The following is an 18,901-nucleotide window of genomic DNA, read 5'->3' on the forward strand; positions in this document are numbered from 1 at the left end:
CAACCGTGCGTGCGTCGCGACGGAAATTTTCTGGCTACAATGCGGTTTCCCGAAAATGTCGGTGTTTGCCAAGCTGACCCGTTCCCCATGATCCAGGCCCCTCCCGCGCCCTCCCCGTTCGACCTGTCGAGTTGCGACAAGGAACCGATCCGCTTTCCCGGCAGCATCCAGCCGCACGGTTTCCTGTTGTGCCTGTCGCCCGCCCGGCGCATCGTCCAGGCCAGCGACAACCTGGCCGCGCACGCCGGCGTGGCGGCGACCGCCGCGATCGGCGGCACGCTCGAGGCGGTAATCGGGGCCGCCGCCGCCGAAATGCTGCTGGCCGAACTGGACCAGGACAGGCTGGGCGAGCGGCCCGCCTACCTGGCCACGGTCCAGCTGCCCAACGACAGCTGGTTCGACGTGCTCGGCCACGCCTTCGACGGCCTGGTGCTGCTCGAATTCGAAACCATCGCGCGCACCGCCGCGGCCACCTTCCGCGACCTGTTTCCGCTGGTCGGCGAATTCATGCAGCAGCTGCCGGCGGCGCCGTCGGTCGAGGCGATGAGCCAGACCGCCGCCAGGCAGATCCGCAAGCTGACCGGCTTCGGCCGAGTGATGGTGTACCAGTTCGACCGCGACGGCCACGGCCACGTGATCGCCGAATCGCGCGACGCCGACCACCCGTCCTACCTGGGCCAGCGCTTCCCCGGCACCGACATCCCGCGCCAGGCGCGCGAGCTGTACACCATCAACCGCATCCGCCTGATCCAGGACGCCAACTACACGCCGTCGCGGCTGGTGCCGGAAACGAATCCTTTGACCGGCAAGCCCAACGACCTGTCGTTCGCGGCCCTGCGCAGCGTGTCGCCGATCCACCTGCAATACATGCGCAACATGGACACGCTGGCGTCGATGTCGGTGTCGATCATCGTCAAGGGCCAGTTGTGGGGGCTGATCTCGTGTCACCACGCGGCGCCGCGCCCGCTCGAATTCGACAAGCGCAGCGCCTGCGAGCAGCTGGGCCAGGTGCTGTCGCTATGCATCGAGTCGCGCGAGGACGCCGACGACCTGCAGTTCCGCCTCGACCTGCGCCGCATCATGGTGTCGATGCTGGCCGGCCTGACCCACGGCGCCGACTTCATCGACAACATGAGCCAGGTGTTCCCCGAACTGCTGCGCTTCGCGCGCGCGGGCGGGGCGGCGATCGTCGTCGATGACCGGCTGATCCGCTTCGGCAACGCGCCCGACGAGGCGCAGATCCGCGCCCTGGTCGACTGGCTCGGCGTCAACAGCCACGACGACCTGTTCCACACCGACCATCTGTCGGCGGCGTATCCGCCGGCGGCCGAGTATGTGAGCAACGCCAGCGGCCTGCTGGCGATGCCGATCTCGCGCATCCACAAGCACTACCTGCTGTGGTTCCGTCCCGAAGTGGTGCACACCATCGACTGGGCCGGCAATCCGCACGAGAAGGACGGCGCGCAGAACTTGCGCGCGCAGCTGACCCCGCGCACCAGTTTTGCGAGCTGGCGCGAGACCATTCACGGCACCAGCGTGCCGTGGCGCAGCGGCGAGCTGGAGCTGGCGATCGAGTTCCGCTCGGCGCTGCTGGGCATCGCGCTGGAACGGGCCGAGCAGATGGCCGAGCTGGCCGACGAGCTGGGCCGCGCCAACAAGGAACTCGAGGCGTTTTCGTATTCGGTGTCGCACGACCTGCGCGCGCCGCTGCGCCACATCGTCGGCTTTTCCAACCTCTTGATGGAATCCGACAGCGACCCGCAGACGCGCCAGCGCTTTCTGGCCAACATCAAGGACTCCGCGCGGCTGGCCGGCAAGCTGGTCGACGACCTGCTGAGCTTTTCGCAGATGGGGCGCGCCGCCCTGCGCCCGGTCGCCGTCGACATGGCCGACCTGGTGCAAGGCTGCATCGACAAGCTGGCCGGCGAGGTGGGCGAGCGCAAGGTGGAGTGGCGCATCGGCGAGTTGCCGGTGATCCAGGCCGATCCGACCTTCCTCCAGCTGGCGGTCTACAACCTGCTGGCGAACGCGGTAAAGTTTACGGGACAGCAGGAGTTGGCTATCATCTCGGTTGACGCGTCTGTCATGGACACGCAGACCGTGTTCCGCGTCGCCGACAACGGCGCCGGCTTCAACATGGACTACGTGCACAAGCTGTTCGGGGTATTTCAGCGCCTGCACCGGATGGAAGATTTTCAGGGCACCGGCATCGGCCTGGCGAATGTGCGCCGGATAGTCGAGCGCCACGGCGGGCGGGTGTGGGCCGAATCGGCGCCCGGCGAAGGCGCGACCTTTTATTTCAGCATCCCCAACGAACTCGATAGTTAAGAATTGCCATGTTAAAACCCATCCTGCTGGTCGAAGACAATCCCCACGACCTCGAACTGACCCTGATCGCGCTCTCCCGCAGTCAGCTTGCGAACGAGGTGATCATCGCGCGCGACGGCGCCGAGGCGCTCGACTACCTGACCTGCCGCGGCCCGTACGCCAAGCGCCAGGCCGGCAATCCGGCCGTCGTGCTGCTCGACCTGAAACTGCCGAAAGTGGACGGCCTCGAGGTGCTGAAATCGATCCGCAGCACCGATGGCCTCAAGAGCACGCCGGTGGTGATGCTCACCTCGTCGAAGGAAGAGCAGGACCTGCTGCGCAGCTACGAGCTGGGCGTGAACGCCTACGTCGTCAAGCCGGTGGACTTCACCGAATTCGTGCGCGCGATTGCCGACCTGGGCATTTTCTGGGCCGTGCTGAACGAACCGCCGCCAGGCTCGGCGCGCTACGTGCGCCCGCCCAAGTAAGCCTCACGCCGCAGCGCGCTGCGTACGGCGCCGCAGCATGTGACGGATGCGCGCGCTGAGCACGTCGGCGGTGTAGGGCTTCTGCAGCAGGCTCACGGACGCATCGACCTTGCCCTCATGCGTCAGCACTCCTTCCGCATACCCTGATGTAAACAAGACCTGCGCGTCGGGCAGCCTGTCGCGCACGCGGTCGCGCAGCGCCAGGCTGCTGACCGGGCCCGGCATGATCACGTCGGTAAACACCAGGTCGATGTGCACGCCCGAATCGACCAGCGCCACCGCGGCGGCGGCGTCCGGCGCCTCCAGCACCTGGTAGCCCAGGCCCGACAGCAGTTCGACGGTGGAGTCGCGCACATCCTGCTCGTCCTCGACGACCAGGATGGTTTCCAGGCCGCCGACCAGCTGGCCCGCCGCCGGCTCATCCGGCGCGGCCGCTTCGCCGTGGCTGCGCCGCAGGTAGATCTTGACGCTGGTGCCGCAGCCCGGCGCGCTCCGCAGCACGATCTCGCCGCCCGACTGCTTGACGAAGCCGTAGGCCATCGACAGGCCCAGGCCGGTACCCTGCCCGGTCGCCTTGGTGGTGAAAAACGGTTCGAAGGCGCGCCCGAGCACTTCCGCGCTCATGCCCGCGCCGGTGTCGGCCACTTCGATCATGACGTGGGGTTCGCTGGCGATCTCCGCCACCGCGCCGTCGGCGTTGGGCACGTTGCGGGCGCGGATGGTCAGCGTGCCGGCGCCGGCCATCGCATCGCGCGCGTTGATGACCAGGTTCAGCAACACGTTGTTGAGCTGGCTCGGATCGACGGTGACGGTCCACAGGTCGGGCGCGATGTCGCTGACCACGGCGGCGCGCGGTCCCAGCACGCGCACCATCATCTCTTCCATGTTGCGCAGCAGGCCAGCCGGATCGGTGACGACGGCCTGCAGCGGCTGGCGCCGCGCGAATGCCAGCAGGTGCGACGACAGCTTGGCGCCGCGTTCGACGCCGGACAGCGCGATATCGATGCGGGCCGCGACCTTGTCGCTGAGGCCGCCGATCAGCTTGATCAGTTGCAGGTTGCCGCCGATGATCTGCAGCACATTGTTGAAATCGTGGGCGACGCCGCCGGTGAGCTGGCCGATCGCCTCCATCTTCTGCGCCTGGTGCAGGGCCAGCTGGCTGGCGGCCAGTTCTTCCTGGCTGCGGCGCAGCGAGACGAAGGCTTCGTCGCGTTCCTTGCGCGCAATGAAGGCGCCGTGGTGGTGTCGCACCCGGGCCACCAGCTCGCGCGGATCGGGCCACTTGACCAGGTAGTCGCTGGCGCCGGCCGCGAAGGCCCTGGCCTTGATTTCCGGATCGTCCTCGGACGACAGCAGGATCACCGGAATGCGCTCGGTCGCGGGATTGGCGCGCAGGCGGCGGATGACTTCGAAGCCGTCCACCTCGGGCATGCGCAAGTCCACCAGCACCACGCTGGGCTGGAACTCGACGGCCAGTTCGACCGCGCGCGGCGATCGCGCATCGTAGCGCAGCCGCAGCTGGGCGCATTCCTTGAGGCTGTGGGAAATAAGGTCCTGGGCGAACGGCTCGTCGTCGATCAGCAGCACCGAGCAGGGAGGAGAAGCGTCGTCAATCATCGAAGCGAGTTGCTCGGCGTTAACGCAGCCGATCGTATTGTGGTCAGGTTCGCGAATTTTACATGAACGCCGGAAATATCACGCGCACAAATGGGCACCGCGCGCTGCTCAGACGCCTGGCGGCGCGACGCTGCGCAGGTCGGCCACCGGCTCGCTGCCGAATCCCTCGCCCAGCAGGTAGCCAACCAGGCGGGCGGCGCAGTCGGCCGGATCGGTCAGCTCCCCTTCCCGCTTGAGCGCGTCGAAGCGCTCGCGCAGCGGAAACTGCGCGAGCGACGCGGCGCGGATCTCGGCTTGCATGGCGGTGTCGATGACGCCCGGCGCGAGGCTGCAGATGCGCAGGCCGGCGATGGCGTCGAGCGCGGCGGCGCGGGCGTGCTGGTCGAGCGCGGCCTTGGTGGCGCAGTACACGCTCCAGCCTGGATAGGCGCCGCGCCCGGCGCCGCTCGACACGTGCAGGATGCGGCATGCGGCCGATGGCGGGCGGGCCGCCGCGACGGCGCCGGCCAGCATCAGCGGCGCGGCGATGTTCAGCGCCACCGCGCGCGCGACGGCGGCCGGGTCCTGCATCGCCAGCGGGCCGACCGGCTGCACCGTGCCGGCATTGTTGATCAGCAGGACAGAATCGGCATCGGCCAGCCAGGCGGCGAGGTCGGGGCCGGCGAGCCAGGCGGCCAGCGCGGCGCTGTCGGAGAGGTCGAGTGCAACTTGGGAACCGATACCGGCAGCCGCGCTGCGCGCAATTCCAAGCACGGCGATGCCGCGGCCCAGAAGCTCAGCCGCAATGGCGGCGCCGAGGCCGTGCGTGTGTCCGGTGACGATGGCTTTGATCATGAGGAATCCGGAATTCGTCGTTAGCTAAACGCTGTCGCACCTGCGCAGGCAGGTGCCTATATTGAGCGTACGAGCACTCTTAGTCTAGCTCAGTATGGGCACCTGCCTGCGCAGATACTGTGGTCCCTAATTTTTTGCAAGCGCCATTTTTGGATCGAAGCGTGCGTCGCTCTTCAGTACCGCCATCATCCAATGGATCAGCTTGCGCATGACTGCGACCAACGCGACTTTACCCCCTTTGCCAGCAGCTCGAAGTCGCGCGTAGAGCGCTTGGGCAGCTGGATTGAACCGAATCGCCGTCATCGCCGGGCAGTACAATATTTTGCGTAGTCGTCCATGTCCTAGCTTGCACAAGTGTGATTTGCCGTGCACCGAATCGCCGGACTGATTATGTTCCGGTGATAGTCCTACGAACGCCACCATCTGGCGGATATTATCAAAGCGGTCTACAGGAAGCCACGCAAGAAAATAACTGCTAACCCGTTCCCCCACCCCGGGAATACTGCGTAGGAGTTCCTGTTGATTCCGCAGTCCGGGGTGGCGGTCGATATGATCGCGGATTTTTTGCGTCAATAATGCTTCCTCTTCCTTCAAAGTCAGCAATATGCGATCGACCGATTCCAACGCTTGGCCCGCCGCTTCGTGACGCCGATTCTGCTCCTGCACATGCATGCCTTGAACCGCTTCCAGGCGCGCGATGAGGCGCTGCAACTCCCGCACTTCCGTCGCGGGAGGCTCCCAGAGGACCAACTTCTTGGATTGCTCGCCAAATCGGGCGATCAACTCGGCATCAGCTCGGTCAGTCTTTTGTCTGCGCATCTCAGATTGGCCAAAAGCTTTAATTTGCAAAGGATTGACGACGCTGACCAAATATCCAGCGTCAAACATGGCATGCGCCAGAGCTTCGTAATACTGGCTGGTCGCTTCCATCACCACGCGACACTCATTCGCCGAAATACCCTGCTCGACGAGCCAATCGCAAAGCGCCTGAAAGCCAACGGGCGAATTTTCAAATGCCTTGTTACGAATCTTGCCCGTTTTTCCCGACAGCCAAGCCAAGTCAAATTTACGCTTTGCGATATCGATTCCGACTACTTCCATGGCAGCCTCCCCCATCCGCTGGTGATTTCGCTAGGACTTTATCTCGTGCATCCTTAAGAACACAGGCTCGCAGCCTCAGATACTGTTCGCACTCTGCGATAAAGGGAAGGACATGCGGCTTATCTGCGTCAACAGGCTCGAAGCCTCGGGTACGACTCAGCCTACATGCCCTTCGTTTTCCAAGCGTCCTCAGAAATCATAACGTGTTCCACAGCGTATAAGGTACGACATTTCTGCTTATTGCCCCGTGACGGGCTTGCTGCGGTTGAACATATCGCGATGAATGCGCCAGGCGCCGTCGACCTTGCGCCATGCGACGAAGTAGCGGCCGTCGTCGACGCACGCGCGCTCGCCGTCCGGCAAGGCGGCGAACAGTTCGTAGCGGCCGATTTCGAGCGCCTGTTCATCGTCGCCTTCGACATCCTGGGTGGTGAAGCGGGCGGCGACCACGCCCTGCGCGATCGCGCCGCCGAAAAAGCCGGAGATCGCCTCGCGGCCGTGGAAAGTCGGCATGCCATCGGGCATCAGGCTGGCGTCTTCGGTGTACAGCGCGGCGGCGCGGCTGGCGTCGCGCGCGCCGAATGCTTGTGCCAGCAGGTGCTGCGCGCCCTGGATTTGCTCTTTCAGGTTCATCGACTTCCCCTTGTGGTGGTGGTGAGCTAACGTTGCCAATGCTACACGAATTTAATTGAGGAAAACACAATTTCGTATGACAGGTAGCGTATGCTGTGAAGCGGTCCCTTTTCCCGCGCCGGAGCCCGCCATGTCGCTGCAGCTTTTCTATCATCCGCTCTCCTCGTTCTGCCACAAGGTGCTGATCGCGCTGTACGAGAACGCGACGCCGTTCGAGGGCCGCTTGCTGCAGCAAACCGACCCGGCCACTCTGGAAGAATTCGCGAGGCTCTGGCCGACCTCGAAGATGCCGCTGCTGCGCGACCTGGCGAACGACCGGGTGGTGCCGGAGACGTCGATCATCATCGAGTACCTGCAGGCGGTTCATCCGGGGCAGGTCAGGCTCATTCCCGCCGATGCGCGGCTGGCGTCCGACGTCAGGCTGTGGGACCGCCTGTTCGACCTGTACGTGCACCTGCCGATGCAGAAGATCGTCGGCGATTCGTTCCGCGCTGGGGATGCGCACGATGCGGCTGGCGTCGCCGAGGCGCGCGCGCTGATCCGGCGTTCGTATGCGATGGTGGAACAGGCGCTGGGCGGGCGCGAATGGATCGCCGGCGGCGCGTTCAGCATGGCCGATTGCGCCGCGGCGCCGGCGCTGTTCTACGCCGACACGGTCGAACCGGTCGGCGCCGGGCTGCCGGCATTGACGGCCTACCTGAACCGGCTGATGGCGCGGCCGTCGTATGCGCGCGTTCTGGAGGAAGCGGAGCCGAGCTTCGGCATGTTTCCGCTCGATCCCAAGCCGAGCCGGGCTCCGCGCCGAGCTGGCTAAGGCACAACGCGGTCGCCAACGCGAGTTCCCCCGACCGCCTTCATGTACTCCACCAGGGCCCACCTTTCCTCATCGGTCAACCGGGCGTTGCCGTAGTCGTGTCCGAGGTTGGAATTGCCCGCAATGAGCGAACCGGCCGCGTCGCGCGTCCGGAACACGAACGTATTCTCGGGTGTGCTGCCGGTCACGAGTCCTACCTTCAGCGGGTCGAACTCGCGGGTGCCCATCAGGAACGTCGCCGGGCGCTGGCTTGCCGGCAGCAGGAGATCGTACAGCGTGGGCACCGAGCCATTGTGCAAATACGGCGGCGTCGCCCAGATTCCCCCCAGCGGACGTCCCTTGTAGGCGAGCACCTGGCTGGTTTCGTTCATGCAGCGGCGCAGCCGCTCGTCCTTGCTGAGCGCCTGCGCAAGGCTGGCCGGGAACTGCCCCGCGCGGATGTTCGAATCGGGGATCGACAGCGCGACGCGGCGCCCGTACAGATCCGTCGAGGTCAGCCAGCCGCGAAGGTCATCGGCCACGCCGTCGCCCAGTTCCTTGCGCTTGAAGTAAATCGAGCCGATGACCGTGGCGCCGAGCAAGTCGGATAAGGGTTCCGTCTCGCCGAACACTCCGAAACCGGGGATTGGAAAGAATTTCTTGGGTGTACGCCGCAACAGTCCGGTGTTCGCCTGATAGGTGTAGGCATTGCACGCCATCCAGGGATCGGTGCCGATCGGTTTCGCACCGGACAGCGGCGCCATGCTGGCGACGACGGGCGTCGTCAGATCATCGCGCTTGAGCACCGCATGGCACTGCGAGCAGGCAGGCGTGCCGTTCGCGGCGCGGTCGAACAGGCGCTGGCCCGCCTCCCACTTGTCGGCATTGATCGGACCGAAGGCATCCGGCCAGGCGGGAGGCTTGAGCATGGCGATCTGCTGCTCGAGCGTGAGCAGATGGTCGAGGCGGGCGCTGGTGCGGTAGCCTCCGATGGCTGGGCCGGGCTTCAGCAAGGTCAGGTCGGCAAACACGCCGGTCACCTCGCCCACGTTTCTGCCCAATGCGCCAATATCGAGAATGTTCCCGATCGGACGATTGGCGACCATGCCGTTCCATTGGACCCGGTCGTGCTGGTGGATATTCCACAGGAAGGGATAGCTGACCGGCGCGTCCGATGGATTGCGCGGCTGGTCGCTGCCTTCGGTGCGCAGCAAGACCTTGTTGAAGATGTGGCCGAACGCATCGAGGCGCCCGAAACCGTATTCGAGGTCGGTGGCGTTGGCCTGTTCGACCTGCGATTGCCACGTCACCAGCGTGGCCAGAGCACTATCGAGCAATCGGCGGTTGGCGGGAGTGTCCGCTCCCAGCAATACTTTGCCCGCAAAGCGATCCATTTTTGAGGCGTCGCTGCGGGTGGCCACCAGCGCCGCGTTCAGCGACCTCAGATAGCCCTGAAAATCCGCCAGCGCCGGCGCGCCTTCGATGCGCAGGCGTTTGCCCTGGAAGGTCAGCTCATTGGTGTGACAGGCCGCGCAATTCATACCAACCCACGGCTCCTGGTCGGACTGCCCTTTTTTCCAGCGCAGTTTCGTCACCGAGAATTTGTGGTCGGGCTGGGTGTCGATCGCAAACCCCACCGGCAGCGGCGCCGGATCCGCCGAAGCGTCGGCCAGGTAGCGGAACCGTTCGGTATGGCTGCGATCCAGCAGCGGCAACCGGGAATCGGATTGCTCAAGCGCGTTGAGCCACGCCAGCGGTATTAATCGCGATCCTTGCGACAGCGTGTACCACTGCTGCTTTTGTACGGGAGTCCATCCCTGGTCGGCGTCCAGAGGCGCGTCTTCCGCCGTGTATGCAAAAACGGAAACTGCCATCATCAGCAGCACGCCGGCTTTCAGTGTTCTGGTTGTCGACATATCGCCCCCCCCTGATTGGCACGCACTACGCTTCCCGTCGTTAATATCCGCTGTTTTTGCTTAACTCCATTGCGCTATTGCAAATGCACAAGTTAAACAAGAAAGGGAAGCAGAGAGCCGCTGATGACCGGCTGGTCGAGAAGATCGGGGCCGCGAAAACGAAAAAGGCCACGTGGTTCACACGTGGCCTTCTGAATTCTGGCTCCCCGACCTGGACTCGAACCAGGGACCTGCGGATTAACAGTCCGTCGCTCTACCGACTGAGCTATCAGGGAAAAGAGCGCGCATTATAGCTGGCCGTTTCGCAATTGACTACCCCTGCCGCGCTATTCTTTCGGGAAGTCGGAGGGCGACTGGTTGGCGCCGGTTTCGCGCGCGCCCAGCCCCGTGCCGCTCGAGCCAGCCTGGCTGGAATGGGTGTCCTGCGGTCCCCGCGTCGAGGCGGTCGCCGCCGCGCCGGCGCCTTCCGGTTCCGGCAGCTTGTTGTTCATCCCAGCGTCCACCGGCATCATCGGCTCCGCGCTACCCGTGTCTTCCAGGTTGCGGGTCAACTGCTCGCCGCCGCTGCCGCCGGTTTCCTTCTGCGATCCGTCCTCGCCGGGCAATCCGCCGCGCCGTTCCTCGCCCGGCCCCGGCCCCACCGACTGGGTGCCGCCTGCATTTCCTGTGCCCATGACAACTCCTTCGCAAGATTCGATATGGTTCGATCATGCGCCGCAGGAGGGTTGGACAGTATCGGCACGCGGAGCGCCGCGTTGTAGGAAGAACGCTAACGCACGGACGAAAAAAACCACGATTGCTCGTGGTTTTTTCTGTATTCTGGCTCCCCGACCTGGACTCGAACCAGGGACCTGCGGATTAACAGTCCGTCGCTCTACCGACTGAGCTATCAGGGAAAAGAGGCAACATTATATATTCCTGAAACCGCCCTGTCAAACTACCGACATTGTTGCGACTGCTGCAATATGGTTCTGCTGCCTTTCGAACCAGCTATTCGCCGATCCGAAGAAGCAAGATCTTAAAGGACTTTCGCAATCGCGTCAATGACGACATCGATATTTTTGGAGTTCAGCGCGGCCACGCAAATGCGGCCGGTGTCCACCGCGTAGATCGACTGCTCGCGCAGCTGGTCCACCTGCGGCTTGGTCAGGCCCGAATACGAGAACATGCCGACCTGCTGGCGCACGAATTCGAAGTCGCGGCCCGGCGCCTTTTCCTTCAGCTTTCGCACGAACTCGTCGCGCATCTGCTTGATCCGCACGCGCATCGCGGCCAGCTCCTCTTCCCACAGCTGGCGCAACTCCGGCGTGGCGAGCACAGTGGCCACCACCTTGCCGCCGTGCAGAGGCGGATTGGAGTAGTTGGTGCGCACCACGCGCTTCAGTTGCGACAGCACGCGCGCCGCTTCGTCCGCGCTCGCCGCGACCACGCTCAGGGCCCCCACGCGCTCGCCGTACAGCGAGAACGACTTGGAGAACGAGTTCGACACCAGCAGCGCGCCGCCCGCCGCGGCGAAGCGGCGCACCACGGCGCCGTCTTCCTCGATGCCCGCGCCGAAGCCCTGGTAGGCCATGTCGAGGAAGGGAATCAGGCCGCCGGCGGTGACCGCCTCGATCACCTCATCCCACTGCGCGGACGTCAGGTCGGCGCCGGTCGGGTTGTGGCAGCAGGCGTGCAGCACCACGATCGAGCCGCGCGGCATCGCCTTGAGCGAGGCCAGCATGCCGGCGAAATTGACGCCGTGCGTCGCTTCGTCGTAGTAGGCGTAATTGTTGACCACGAAGCCGGCGCTTTCGAACAGCGCGCGGTGGTTCTCCCAGCTCGGATCGCTGATGTACACCTGCGCGCCTGCCGGGGCGAAGCGCTGCAGGAAGTCGGCGCCGATCTTCAGGGCGCCGGTGCCGCCGACCGCCTGCACGGTGACCGCGCGCTTGCCTTGAATAATCGGGCTGCCGGCCCCAAATACCAGTTCCTGCACCGCCTTGTCGTAGGCCGCCAGGCCGTCGATCGGCAGGTAGGTGCGCGGCGCCTGCTGCTCGATCATCAGCGCTTCGGCCTTGCGCACGCAGTTAAGCAGCGGCACCTTGCCATTGTCGTCATAATAGACCCCTACGCCAAGATTGATCTTCGCCGGATTCGGATCGGCATTGAACGCTTCCGTAATGCCCAGGATCGGGTCGCGGGGAGCCATGGCGATGGCGCTGAAGATACTGGCGGAAGCTGTAGAGGTCATCGTAGTCTTAAACTTGATTATCGGCTGGTTCGCACCAGGGTTGTATAGACAGCGCCCCATATCCGGCAAGGGTCGCGAGCGAGCTACCATTCTAACAAAGGTCTGAAAGTATGGCTGAAGTCACCCCCATTTCCGATCCGTCGCCGACGGTGATCACCTTTCCCGATTCGCCGTTCAAGCTGCATCAGCCCTTCCCTCCCGCCGGCGACCAGCCGACCGCGATCGAAGGCCTGGTCGAAGGCATCAACGACGGCCTGTCGTTCCAGACGCTGCTCGGCGTGACCGGCTCGGGCAAGACCTACACGATGGCCAACGTGATCGCGCGCGCGGGCCGGCCCGCCATCGTGTTCGCGCCGAACAAGACGCTGGCGGCGCAGCTGTACGCCGAGTTCCGCGAGTTCTTCCCGCAGAACGCGGTCGAATACTTCGTCAGCTACTACGACTACTACCAGCCGGAAGCCTACGTGCCGCAGCGCGACCTGTTCATCGAAAAGGACTCGTCGATCAACGAGCACATCGAGCAGATGCGCCTGTCGTGCACCAAGTCGCTGATGGAGCGGCGCGACGTGATCATCGTCGCCACCGTCTCGGCGATCTACGGTATCGGTAATCCGAGCGAATACCACCAGATGATCCTGACCCTGCGCGCCAAGGACAAGGTGGCGCAGCGCGACATCATCGCGCGCCTGATCCAGATGCAGTACACGCGCAACGAAATGGACTTCGGCCGCGGCACCTTCCGCGTGCGCGGCGACACCATCGACATCTTCCCGGCCGAGCATGCGGAACTGGCGATCCGCGTCGAGATGTTCGACGACGAGATCGAGTCGCTGCAGCTGTTCGATCCGCTCACCGGGCGCGTGCGCCAGAAGATCCCGCGCTTCACCGTCTATCCTGGCTCGCACTACGTCACGCCGCGCAGCACCGTGCTGCGCGCGATCGAGACCATCAAGCTCGAACTGCGCGACCGGCTCGAGGAATTCCGCCAGCAGAACAAGCTGATCGAAGAGCAGCGGCTCGAGCAGCGCACCCGCTTCGACCTGGAGATGATGGCCGAAATCGGCTTCACCAAGGGCATCGAGAACTACTCGCGCCACCTGTCGGGCGCGATGCCGGGCGAGCCGCCGCCGACGCTGGTGGACTACCTGCCGAAGGACGCGCTGATGTTCCTCGACGAGTCGCACGTCCTGATCGGCCAGCTCAACGCGATGTACAACGGCGACCGTTCGCGCAAGACCAACCTGGTGGACTACGGCTTCCGACTGCCGTCCGCGCTGGACAACCGCCCGCTCAAGTTCGAAGAGTTCGAGCGCAAGATGCGCCAGACCGTGTTCGTGTCGGCGACGCCGGCCGACTACGAGAACGCGCACGCCGACAATGTGGTCGAACAGGTGGTGCGGCCGACCGGCCTGGTCGATCCGATGATCCAGGTGAAGCCGGCGATGACGCAGGTGGACGACCTGATGTCCGAGATTCAGGACCGCATCAGGAAGGACGAGCGGGTGCTGGTCACCACGCTGACCAAGCGCATGGCCGAGCAGCTGACCGAGTACCTGTCCGACCACGGCATCAAGGTGCGCTACCTGCACAGCGACATCGAGACGGTGGAACGCGTGGAGATTTTGCGCGACCTGCGGCTTGGCACCTTCCACGTGCTGGTCGGGATCAACCTGCTGCGCGAGGGCCTCGATCTGCCGGAAGTGTCGCTGGTGGCGATCCTCGACGCCGACAAGGAAGGCTTCCTGCGCTCCGAGCGCAGCCTGATCCAGACCATCGGCCGCGCGGCGCGCAACCTGAACGGCGTGGCGATCCTGTACGCGGACCGGGTCACCGATTCGATGCGCAAGGCAATCGACGAGACCGAGCGCCGGCGCGCCAAGCAGATCGCGTTCAACACGGCCAACGGCATCACGCCGATCGGCATCAAGAAGACCATCCGCGACATGATCGACGGCGTGTACAGCCCGCAGCAGGCGCGCGAGACGCTCGACGAGATGCAGGAGACCGCAAAGATCGAGTCGATGAACGAGAAGCAGATCAGCAAGGAGATCAAGCGCCTCGAGAAGCTGATGGTGGACCACGCGAAGAATCTCGAGTTCGAGAAGGCGGCGCAGGTGCGCGACCAGCTGCACGTGCTCAAGCAGCAGGCGTTCGGCGCGCCGGGAACCGACAACGTGGTGTCCATGCTGGGCAAATAACGTCGCCGGGGTCTGGTCCTAATGCCGTTAAGTTAAGGATTTAATCGGAACTGCAAGGAGGCGCGTCAGCCTAAAGACCGTCGTACCCTATACGCTGTGGAACACGTTATGATTTCTGAGGACGCTTGGAAAACGAAGGGCATGTAGGCTGAGTCGTACCCGAGGCTTCGAGCCTGTTGACGCAGATAAGCCGCATGTCCTTCCCTTTATCGCAGAGTGCGAACAGTATCTGAGGCTGCGAGCCTGTGTTCTTAAGGATGCACGAGATAAAGTCCTAGCGAAATCACCAGCGGATGGGGGAGGCTGCCATGGAAGTAGTCGGAATCGATATCGCAAAGCGTAAATTTGACTTGGCTTGGCTGTCGGGAAAAACGGGCAAGATTCGTAACAAGGCATTTGAAAATTCGCCCGTTGGCTTTCAGGCGCTTTGCGATTGGCTCGTCGAGCAGGGTATTTCGGCGAATGAGTGTCGCGTGGTGATGGAAGCGACCAGCCAGTATTACGAAGCTCTGGCGCATGCCATGTTTGACGCTGGATATTTGGTCAGCGTCGTCAATCCTTTGCAAATTAAAGCTTTTGGCCAATCTGAGATGCGCAGACAAAAGACTGACCGAGCTGATGCCGAGTTGATCGCCCGATTTGGCGAGCAATCCAAGAAGTTGGTCCTCTGGGAGCCTCCCGCGACGGAAGTGCGGGAGTTGCAGCGCCTCATCGCGCGCCTGGAAGCGGTTCAAGGCATGCATGTGCAGGAGCAGAATCGGCGTCACGAAGCGGCGGGCCAAGCGTTGGAATCGGTCGATCGCATATTGCTGACTTTGAAGGAAGAGGAAGCATTATTGACGCAAAAAATCCGCGATCATATCGACCGCCACCCCGGACTGCGGAATCAACAGGAACTCCTACGCAGTATTCCCGGGGTGGGGGAACGGGTTAGCAGTTATTTTCTTGCGTGGCTTCCTGTAGACCGCTTTGATAATATCCGCCAGATGGTGGCGTTCGTAGGACTATCACCGGAACATAATCAGTCCGGCGATTCGGTGCACGGCAAATCACACTTGTGCAAGCTAGGACATGGACGACTACGCAAAATATTGTACTGCCCGGCGATGACGGCGATTCGGTTCAATCCAGCTGCCCAAGCGCTCTACGCGCGACTTCGAGCTGCTGGCAAAGGGGGTAAAGTCGCGTTGGTCGCAGTCATGCGCAAGCTGATCCATTGGATGATGGCGGTACTGAAGAGCGACGCACGCTTCGATCCAAAAATGGCGCTTGCAAAAAATTAGGGACCACAGTATCTGCGCAGGGGAAACGCATGTGTTTCCCCCATGCTGAGCATGCCGATGAGGTAAAGCACGCTCAGTATGGGTACCTGCCTGCGCAGGTACGACGGCTTAACCTAACGGCATTAGGGTCTGGTCCTGCGGAGCGACGGGGACACCGAGTCCCCATTTTTCAAGCGGCGCGCTTTCACCCGCACCGCAGCTCCGCACTCAGAGGCAGCAGTTTCCGATAGAAATATTGCATCGCCACGACGATTCATGCGGCGATAACAGTATTACAATGATGGTATATATGCAGCGCCGTTCGCGCGCTGCCTCGGGCTGTTCAATAATTCGGCTGGCGTTATTCGAAAGGATAACCAATGGAAACAACGGAACAATACTGGTTGGCCGCGAGACCACATGGCGCCGGCTGCGGTCGCGGCGCGCCGCTCAGCCCGGAAGGATAGATCGCCATGGCGGTGTTCCTTGTGCTTGCGCTCGCCGGTGTGGCGCTGTTGCCCAATCACCCCCTGCTCTTCGTGGGCTACATCGTCATCCTGTTCCTTGCATTCCTCGTGCTTGCCGCCTGCGTGGAAAAACCGGAGCGGCGCAGGTTCCAGCGCCGGCGCCGCCGGCCCGAAGGCATCGTCGTCAACGATCGCCGGGCGTCCATGGAAGCGGACTCTGCGCGAAAATGACCTGCCCGTGACGGTTCGTCAATCATCCTGTCCAAGCCGCAACAAACCTTGGTATCATGCCCGGCGGCCGGCGCCACGCCGGCATTTTTCACATATCGCCGGAGACAAGATGAAATTACGACTGTTGGTATTGGGAGCCGCGCTGGCGGCAGGCGGCGCATTCGCCGCGCCGCGCGGGTTGACCGTGGAAGACCTGGCGACCATGGAGCGCGTGGGCAGCCCGGTGCTGTCGCCCGACGCGACCCGCGTGCTCTACACCGTGCGCACCACCGACATGGGCAAGAACCGCGGCCATACCGACCTGTGGATGCTCGACCTGCGCACGCCGAACGCCGCGCCGAAGCGCCTGACCAGCGCCGACGCCAGCAGCAGCGATCCCGAATGGTCTCCTGCCGGCGACGCCATCTACTTCATGTCGCAGTCGCAGGTGTGGCGCATGCCGGCCGCCGGCGGCGCCGCGGCCAAGGTCACCGACCTGCCTGTCGATGTCGACAACTTCCGCCTGTCGCCGCAGGGCGACCGCATCGCGCTCAGCCTGGCCGTGTTCCGCGACTGCGCCGACCTCGCCTGCACCGCCAAGCGCCTCGACGACAAGTCCAAGGTCAAGGCCAGCGGCCGCGTCTACGACCGCCTGTTCGTGCGCCACTGGGACACCTGGTCGGACCTGCGCAACAACGTGCTGTACTCGGCGCCGATCGACGCCAGCGGCAAGGTCAGCGCCGCGCCGATCAGCCTGTCGGGCACCCTGGATGGCGACGTGCCGTCCAAGCCGTTCGGCGATCACGACGAATACCACTTCAGCCCCGACGGCAAGACCATCGTGTTCGCCGCGCGCATCGCCGGCAAGACCGAATCGTGGTCGACCAACTTCGACCTGTATTCGGTGCCGGCCGCTGGCGGCACGCCGCAGAACTTGTCGGCCGAAAACAAGGCCTGGGATTCGAAGCCGATTTATTCGCCGGACGGCCGTACGATCGCCTACATCGCGATGGACCGCCCCGGCTTCGAAGCGGACCGCTTCCACTTCATGCTGATCGATGTCGCCACCGGCAAGAAGCGCAAGCTGGCCGACAACTGGGACCGCTCGGTCGCCGACTTCCGCTGGACGCCTGACGGCAAGGCGCTGCTGGCGACCGCCGACGACGTCGGCCAGCACCGCCTGTTCTCGATCGACGCGCAAAGCGGCAAGGTCACGCCGCTGACCGGCAAGGGCTATGTCGGCGGCTTCGACATCGCCGGCGACACCATCGTCGTGAGCCAGGCCAGCCTGACTTCGGGCGCGCAGCTGTACAAGCGCAGCGTTGGTTCGGATGCGATGACGCAGCTGACCAACGTGAACGCTCAGGCGCTTGCCGACGTGCGCATGGGCGAGCCGGAGCAGTTCTCGTTCAAGGGCGCCAAGGGCGAGACGGTCTATGGCCACGTGATGAAGCCGTGGAATGCACAGCCGGGCCAGAAGTATCCGGTCGCCTTCCTGGTGCACGGCGGCCCGCAGGGCAGCTTCGGCAACAGCTGGAGCTACCGCTGGAATCCGCAGGTGTACGCGGGCGCCGGCTACGCCACCGTGTTCATCGACTTCCACGGGTCGACCGGCTACGGCCAGAAGTTCACCGACGCGATCAGCGGCGACTGGGGCGGCGCGCCGCTGGAAGACCTGAAGAAAGGCCTGGCCGCGGCCGGCGCCAAGTATCCGTGGCTCGACACCGGCAACGCCTGCGCGTTGGGCGCCTCGTACGGCGGCTTCATGATGAACTGGATCGAGGGTAACTGGTCGAACGGCTTCAAGTGCATAGTCAACCACGACGGCGTGTTCGACAACCGCGCGATGTACTATTCGACCGAGGAACTGTGGTTCAACGAATGGGAAAACGGCGGCAGCTACTTCGCCGCGCCGCAGAAGCACGAGAAGTTCAACCCCGTCAGCCTGGTCAACAAGTGGAAGACGCCGATGCTGGTGATCCACGGCGAGAAGGACTTCCGCATTCCGCTGTCGCAGGGCCTGGGCGCATTCACCGCGCTGCAGCGCCAGGGCGTCGAGAGCAAGCTGCTGGTGTTCCCGGACGAGAACCACTGGGTGCTCAAGCCGGCCAACTCGGTACTGTGGCACCACACCGTCATCGACTGGCTTGATGGCCACCTGAAGACGCCGAAGTAAGCGTCAACGAAGGGGTCAGGTTCTGCGAACCTGACCCCATTTTCTTATGTGACGACGGATCGATATGAAACTGTTCTTCCTGCTGCTGTCGCTTGCAATTCCCGCCGCCGCCGATCCAATCGGCGAAATTGAAGGCGTCTACAAGGAACGTACTTCGTTCGAAGTCTTCTCGGAGGGTCCGGCGCACGTTCGCACGGGTGAAAACATCGTCGAAATCGTGCGGCAGGACCAATCGCACATCTACTTCCGCGCCGAATACCTTTACAGGAATGGCCACAACTGTTCGATCTCGGGTATCGCGGCCGCCGAAAAAGGCGGGTTCGTCTACCGCGAACGTGAGTCGCTGCTTCCGAACGAGCCGCCGTGTACATTCACCATCCGGCGCGAAGGCGATGCTCTGACGCTGACCGACCGCCTGGCTACAGATGACGCGCGCAGTTGCAACGCCTACTGCGGCGCGAACGGCACCTTGTCCGCACTGTCGATGCCGATGAAAGCGCGCCGGCCCATACGGTATATGGATCGCCTGAAGAAGTCGCGCCAATACCAAGCCGCGCTTGAAGCCGCAGCCCATTGAAAAATCCAGAGGATGTTGAATGCCGGGGAACTGCTTTGGAAGAGGTTTGTTGAGATGATGATGCCCGATTCCACTTCAGGCTGAAGCAG

15 protein-coding genes and 2 tRNA genes are annotated in these 18,901 nt (G+C 63.4%); 8 read left to right on the plus strand and 9 right to left on the minus strand.

All coding sequences use genetic code 11. The features are described from left to right. The first annotated feature begins 87 nt into the window (after positions 1 to 87). Positions 88 to 2,328 (plus strand): ATP-binding protein, encoded by a 2,241-nt coding sequence (locus Q4S45_RS12520; protein WP_305504631.1) that lies wholly within the window; start codon positions 88 to 90, stop codon positions 2,326 to 2,328. Positions 2,329 to 2,336: 8 nt separating this feature from the next. Continuing rightward, positions 2,337 to 2,795, plus strand: a complete 459-nt coding sequence (locus Q4S45_RS12525; protein WP_305504633.1) for a response regulator — start codon at positions 2,337 to 2,339, stop codon at positions 2,793 to 2,795. A 3-nt stretch (positions 2,796 to 2,798) separates the two neighbouring features. On the opposite strand, the gene Q4S45_RS12530 is transcribed toward Q4S45_RS12525, so the two are convergent. From Q4S45_RS12530 to Q4S45_RS12545, 4 genes are all read right to left on the minus strand, one after another. Next, a complete protein-coding gene (locus Q4S45_RS12530) occupies positions 2,799 to 4,412 on the minus strand; it encodes a response regulator (protein WP_305504635.1) in 1,614 nt (537 codons plus the stop codon). 108 nt (positions 4,413 to 4,520) lie between these two features. Beyond that, positions 4,521 to 5,246: an SDR family oxidoreductase gene (locus tag Q4S45_RS12535; protein ID WP_305504637.1), complete on the minus strand. Its 726-nt coding sequence runs from the start codon at positions 5,244 to 5,246 to the stop codon at positions 4,521 to 4,523. A 126-nt stretch (positions 5,247 to 5,372) separates the two neighbouring features. Continuing rightward, on the minus strand, positions 5,373 to 6,347 hold the full coding sequence (locus Q4S45_RS12540) for an IS110 family transposase (RefSeq protein WP_305504639.1): 975 nt from the start codon (positions 6,345 to 6,347) through the stop codon (positions 5,373 to 5,375). Between the two features lie 237 nt (positions 6,348 to 6,584). Beyond that, positions 6,585 to 6,980 carry a DUF4440 domain-containing protein gene (locus tag Q4S45_RS12545; protein WP_305504641.1) on the minus strand — a complete coding sequence of 132 codons (396 nt, stop codon included), beginning with the start codon at positions 6,978 to 6,980 and terminating at the stop codon, positions 6,585 to 6,587. Between the two features lie 130 nt (positions 6,981 to 7,110). Here Q4S45_RS12545 and Q4S45_RS12550 point away from each other — a divergent pair, with 130 nt between their 5' ends. Further along, positions 7,111 to 7,794 carry a glutathione S-transferase family protein gene (locus Q4S45_RS12550; protein WP_305504643.1) on the plus strand — a complete coding sequence of 228 codons (684 nt, stop codon included), beginning with the start codon at positions 7,111 to 7,113 and terminating at the stop codon, positions 7,792 to 7,794. Here Q4S45_RS12550 and Q4S45_RS12555 read toward each other — a convergent pair. The 5 genes from Q4S45_RS12555 to Q4S45_RS12575 all read right to left on the minus strand — a co-directional run bounded on the left by Q4S45_RS12555 (position 7,791) and on the right by Q4S45_RS12575 (position 11,922). After that, complete coding sequence (locus tag Q4S45_RS12555; RefSeq protein ID WP_305512100.1) at positions 7,791 to 9,650, minus strand: di-heme-cytochrome C peroxidase; 1,860 nt, start codon at positions 9,648 to 9,650, stop codon at positions 7,791 to 7,793. The genes Q4S45_RS12550 and Q4S45_RS12555 overlap by 4 nt on opposite strands. A 238-nt stretch (positions 9,651 to 9,888) precedes the next feature. After that, positions 9,889 to 9,964: transfer RNA gene (locus Q4S45_RS12560), tRNA-Asn, on the minus strand. 51 nt (positions 9,965 to 10,015) lie between these two features. Continuing rightward, positions 10,016 to 10,363, minus strand: coding sequence for a hypothetical protein (locus Q4S45_RS12565; protein ID WP_305504645.1), 348 nt, complete (start codon positions 10,361 to 10,363; stop codon positions 10,016 to 10,018). A gap of 146 nt (positions 10,364 to 10,509) precedes the next feature. Further along, a tRNA-Asn gene (locus tag Q4S45_RS12570) sits at positions 10,510 to 10,585 on the minus strand. 122 nt (positions 10,586 to 10,707) lie between these two features. Next, positions 10,708 to 11,922, minus strand: coding sequence for an amino acid aminotransferase (locus tag Q4S45_RS12575; RefSeq protein WP_305504647.1), 1,215 nt, complete (start codon positions 11,920 to 11,922; stop codon positions 10,708 to 10,710). A gap of 110 nt (positions 11,923 to 12,032) precedes the next feature. Between Q4S45_RS12575 and uvrB the strand changes: the two genes are divergently transcribed. The 5 genes from uvrB (at position 12,033) to Q4S45_RS12600 (ending at position 18,812) form a co-directional block, all read left to right on the plus strand. Then, complete coding sequence (gene uvrB, locus Q4S45_RS12580) at positions 12,033 to 14,120, plus strand: excinuclease ABC subunit UvrB (RefSeq protein WP_305504649.1); 2,088 nt, start codon at positions 12,033 to 12,035, stop codon at positions 14,118 to 14,120. A gap of 308 nt (positions 14,121 to 14,428) precedes the next feature. Beyond that, entirely contained in the window at positions 14,429 to 15,403 is a 975-nt protein-coding gene (locus Q4S45_RS12585) for an IS110 family transposase (protein ID WP_305504639.1), read from the plus strand. A gap of 452 nt (positions 15,404 to 15,855) precedes the next feature. Continuing rightward, positions 15,856 to 16,080 carry a hypothetical protein gene (locus tag Q4S45_RS12590; protein ID WP_305504651.1) on the plus strand — a complete coding sequence of 75 codons (225 nt, stop codon included), beginning with the start codon at positions 15,856 to 15,858 and terminating at the stop codon, positions 16,078 to 16,080. A 109-nt stretch (positions 16,081 to 16,189) separates the two neighbouring features. Beyond that, positions 16,190 to 18,235 (plus strand): S9 family peptidase, encoded by a 2,046-nt coding sequence (locus Q4S45_RS12595; RefSeq protein ID WP_305504653.1) that lies wholly within the window; start codon positions 16,190 to 16,192, stop codon positions 18,233 to 18,235. 64 nt (positions 18,236 to 18,299) lie between these two features. Further along, positions 18,300 to 18,812: a hypothetical protein gene (locus tag Q4S45_RS12600; RefSeq protein ID WP_305504655.1), complete on the plus strand. Its 513-nt coding sequence runs from the start codon at positions 18,300 to 18,302 to the stop codon at positions 18,810 to 18,812. Positions 18,813 to 18,901: the final 89 nt, after the last annotated feature.

The organism is Massilia sp. R2A-15 (genome assembly GCF_030704305.1).
In the GTDB taxonomy this organism is placed as follows: Bacteria; Pseudomonadota; Gammaproteobacteria; order Burkholderiales; family Burkholderiaceae_D; genus JAFCUW01.

Bases quoted from the DNA above. Each gene is read 5' to 3' on its own strand.
- Q4S45_RS12590 (WP_305504651.1), top strand. From the start codon at position 15,856: ATGGCGGTGTTCCTTGTGCTTGCGCTCGCCGGTGTGGCGCTGTTGCCC.
- Q4S45_RS12555 (WP_305512100.1), bottom strand. From the start codon at position 9,650: ATGATGGCAGTTTCCGTTTTTGCATACACGGCGGAAGACGCGCCTCTG.
- Q4S45_RS12545 (WP_305504641.1), bottom strand. From the start codon at position 6,980: ATGAACCTGAAAGAGCAAATCCAGGGCGCGCAGCACCTGCTGGCACAA.
- Q4S45_RS12585 (WP_305504639.1), top strand. From the start codon at position 14,429: ATGGAAGTAGTCGGAATCGATATCGCAAAGCGTAAATTTGACTTGGCT.
- Q4S45_RS12540 (WP_305504639.1), bottom strand. From the start codon at position 6,347: ATGGAAGTAGTCGGAATCGATATCGCAAAGCGTAAATTTGACTTGGCT.
- Q4S45_RS12525 (WP_305504633.1), top strand. From the start codon at position 2,337: ATGTTAAAACCCATCCTGCTGGTCGAAGACAATCCCCACGACCTCGAA.
- Q4S45_RS12565 (WP_305504645.1), bottom strand. From the start codon at position 10,363: ATGGGCACAGGAAATGCAGGCGGCACCCAGTCGGTGGGGCCGGGGCCG.
- uvrB (WP_305504649.1), top strand. From the start codon at position 12,033: ATGGCTGAAGTCACCCCCATTTCCGATCCGTCGCCGACGGTGATCACC.
- Q4S45_RS12530 (WP_305504635.1), bottom strand. From the start codon at position 4,412: ATGATTGACGACGCTTCTCCTCCCTGCTCGGTGCTGCTGATCGACGAC.
- Q4S45_RS12595 (WP_305504653.1), top strand. From the start codon at position 16,190: ATGAAATTACGACTGTTGGTATTGGGAGCCGCGCTGGCGGCAGGCGGC.
- Q4S45_RS12535 (WP_305504637.1), bottom strand. From the start codon at position 5,246: ATGATCAAAGCCATCGTCACCGGACACACGCACGGCCTCGGCGCCGCC.
- Q4S45_RS12600 (WP_305504655.1), top strand. From the start codon at position 18,300: ATGAAACTGTTCTTCCTGCTGCTGTCGCTTGCAATTCCCGCCGCCGCC.
- Q4S45_RS12550 (WP_305504643.1), top strand. From the start codon at position 7,111: ATGTCGCTGCAGCTTTTCTATCATCCGCTCTCCTCGTTCTGCCACAAG.
- Q4S45_RS12575 (WP_305504647.1), bottom strand. From the start codon at position 11,922: ATGACCTCTACAGCTTCCGCCAGTATCTTCAGCGCCATCGCCATGGCT.
- Q4S45_RS12520 (WP_305504631.1), top strand. From the start codon at position 88: ATGATCCAGGCCCCTCCCGCGCCCTCCCCGTTCGACCTGTCGAGTTGC.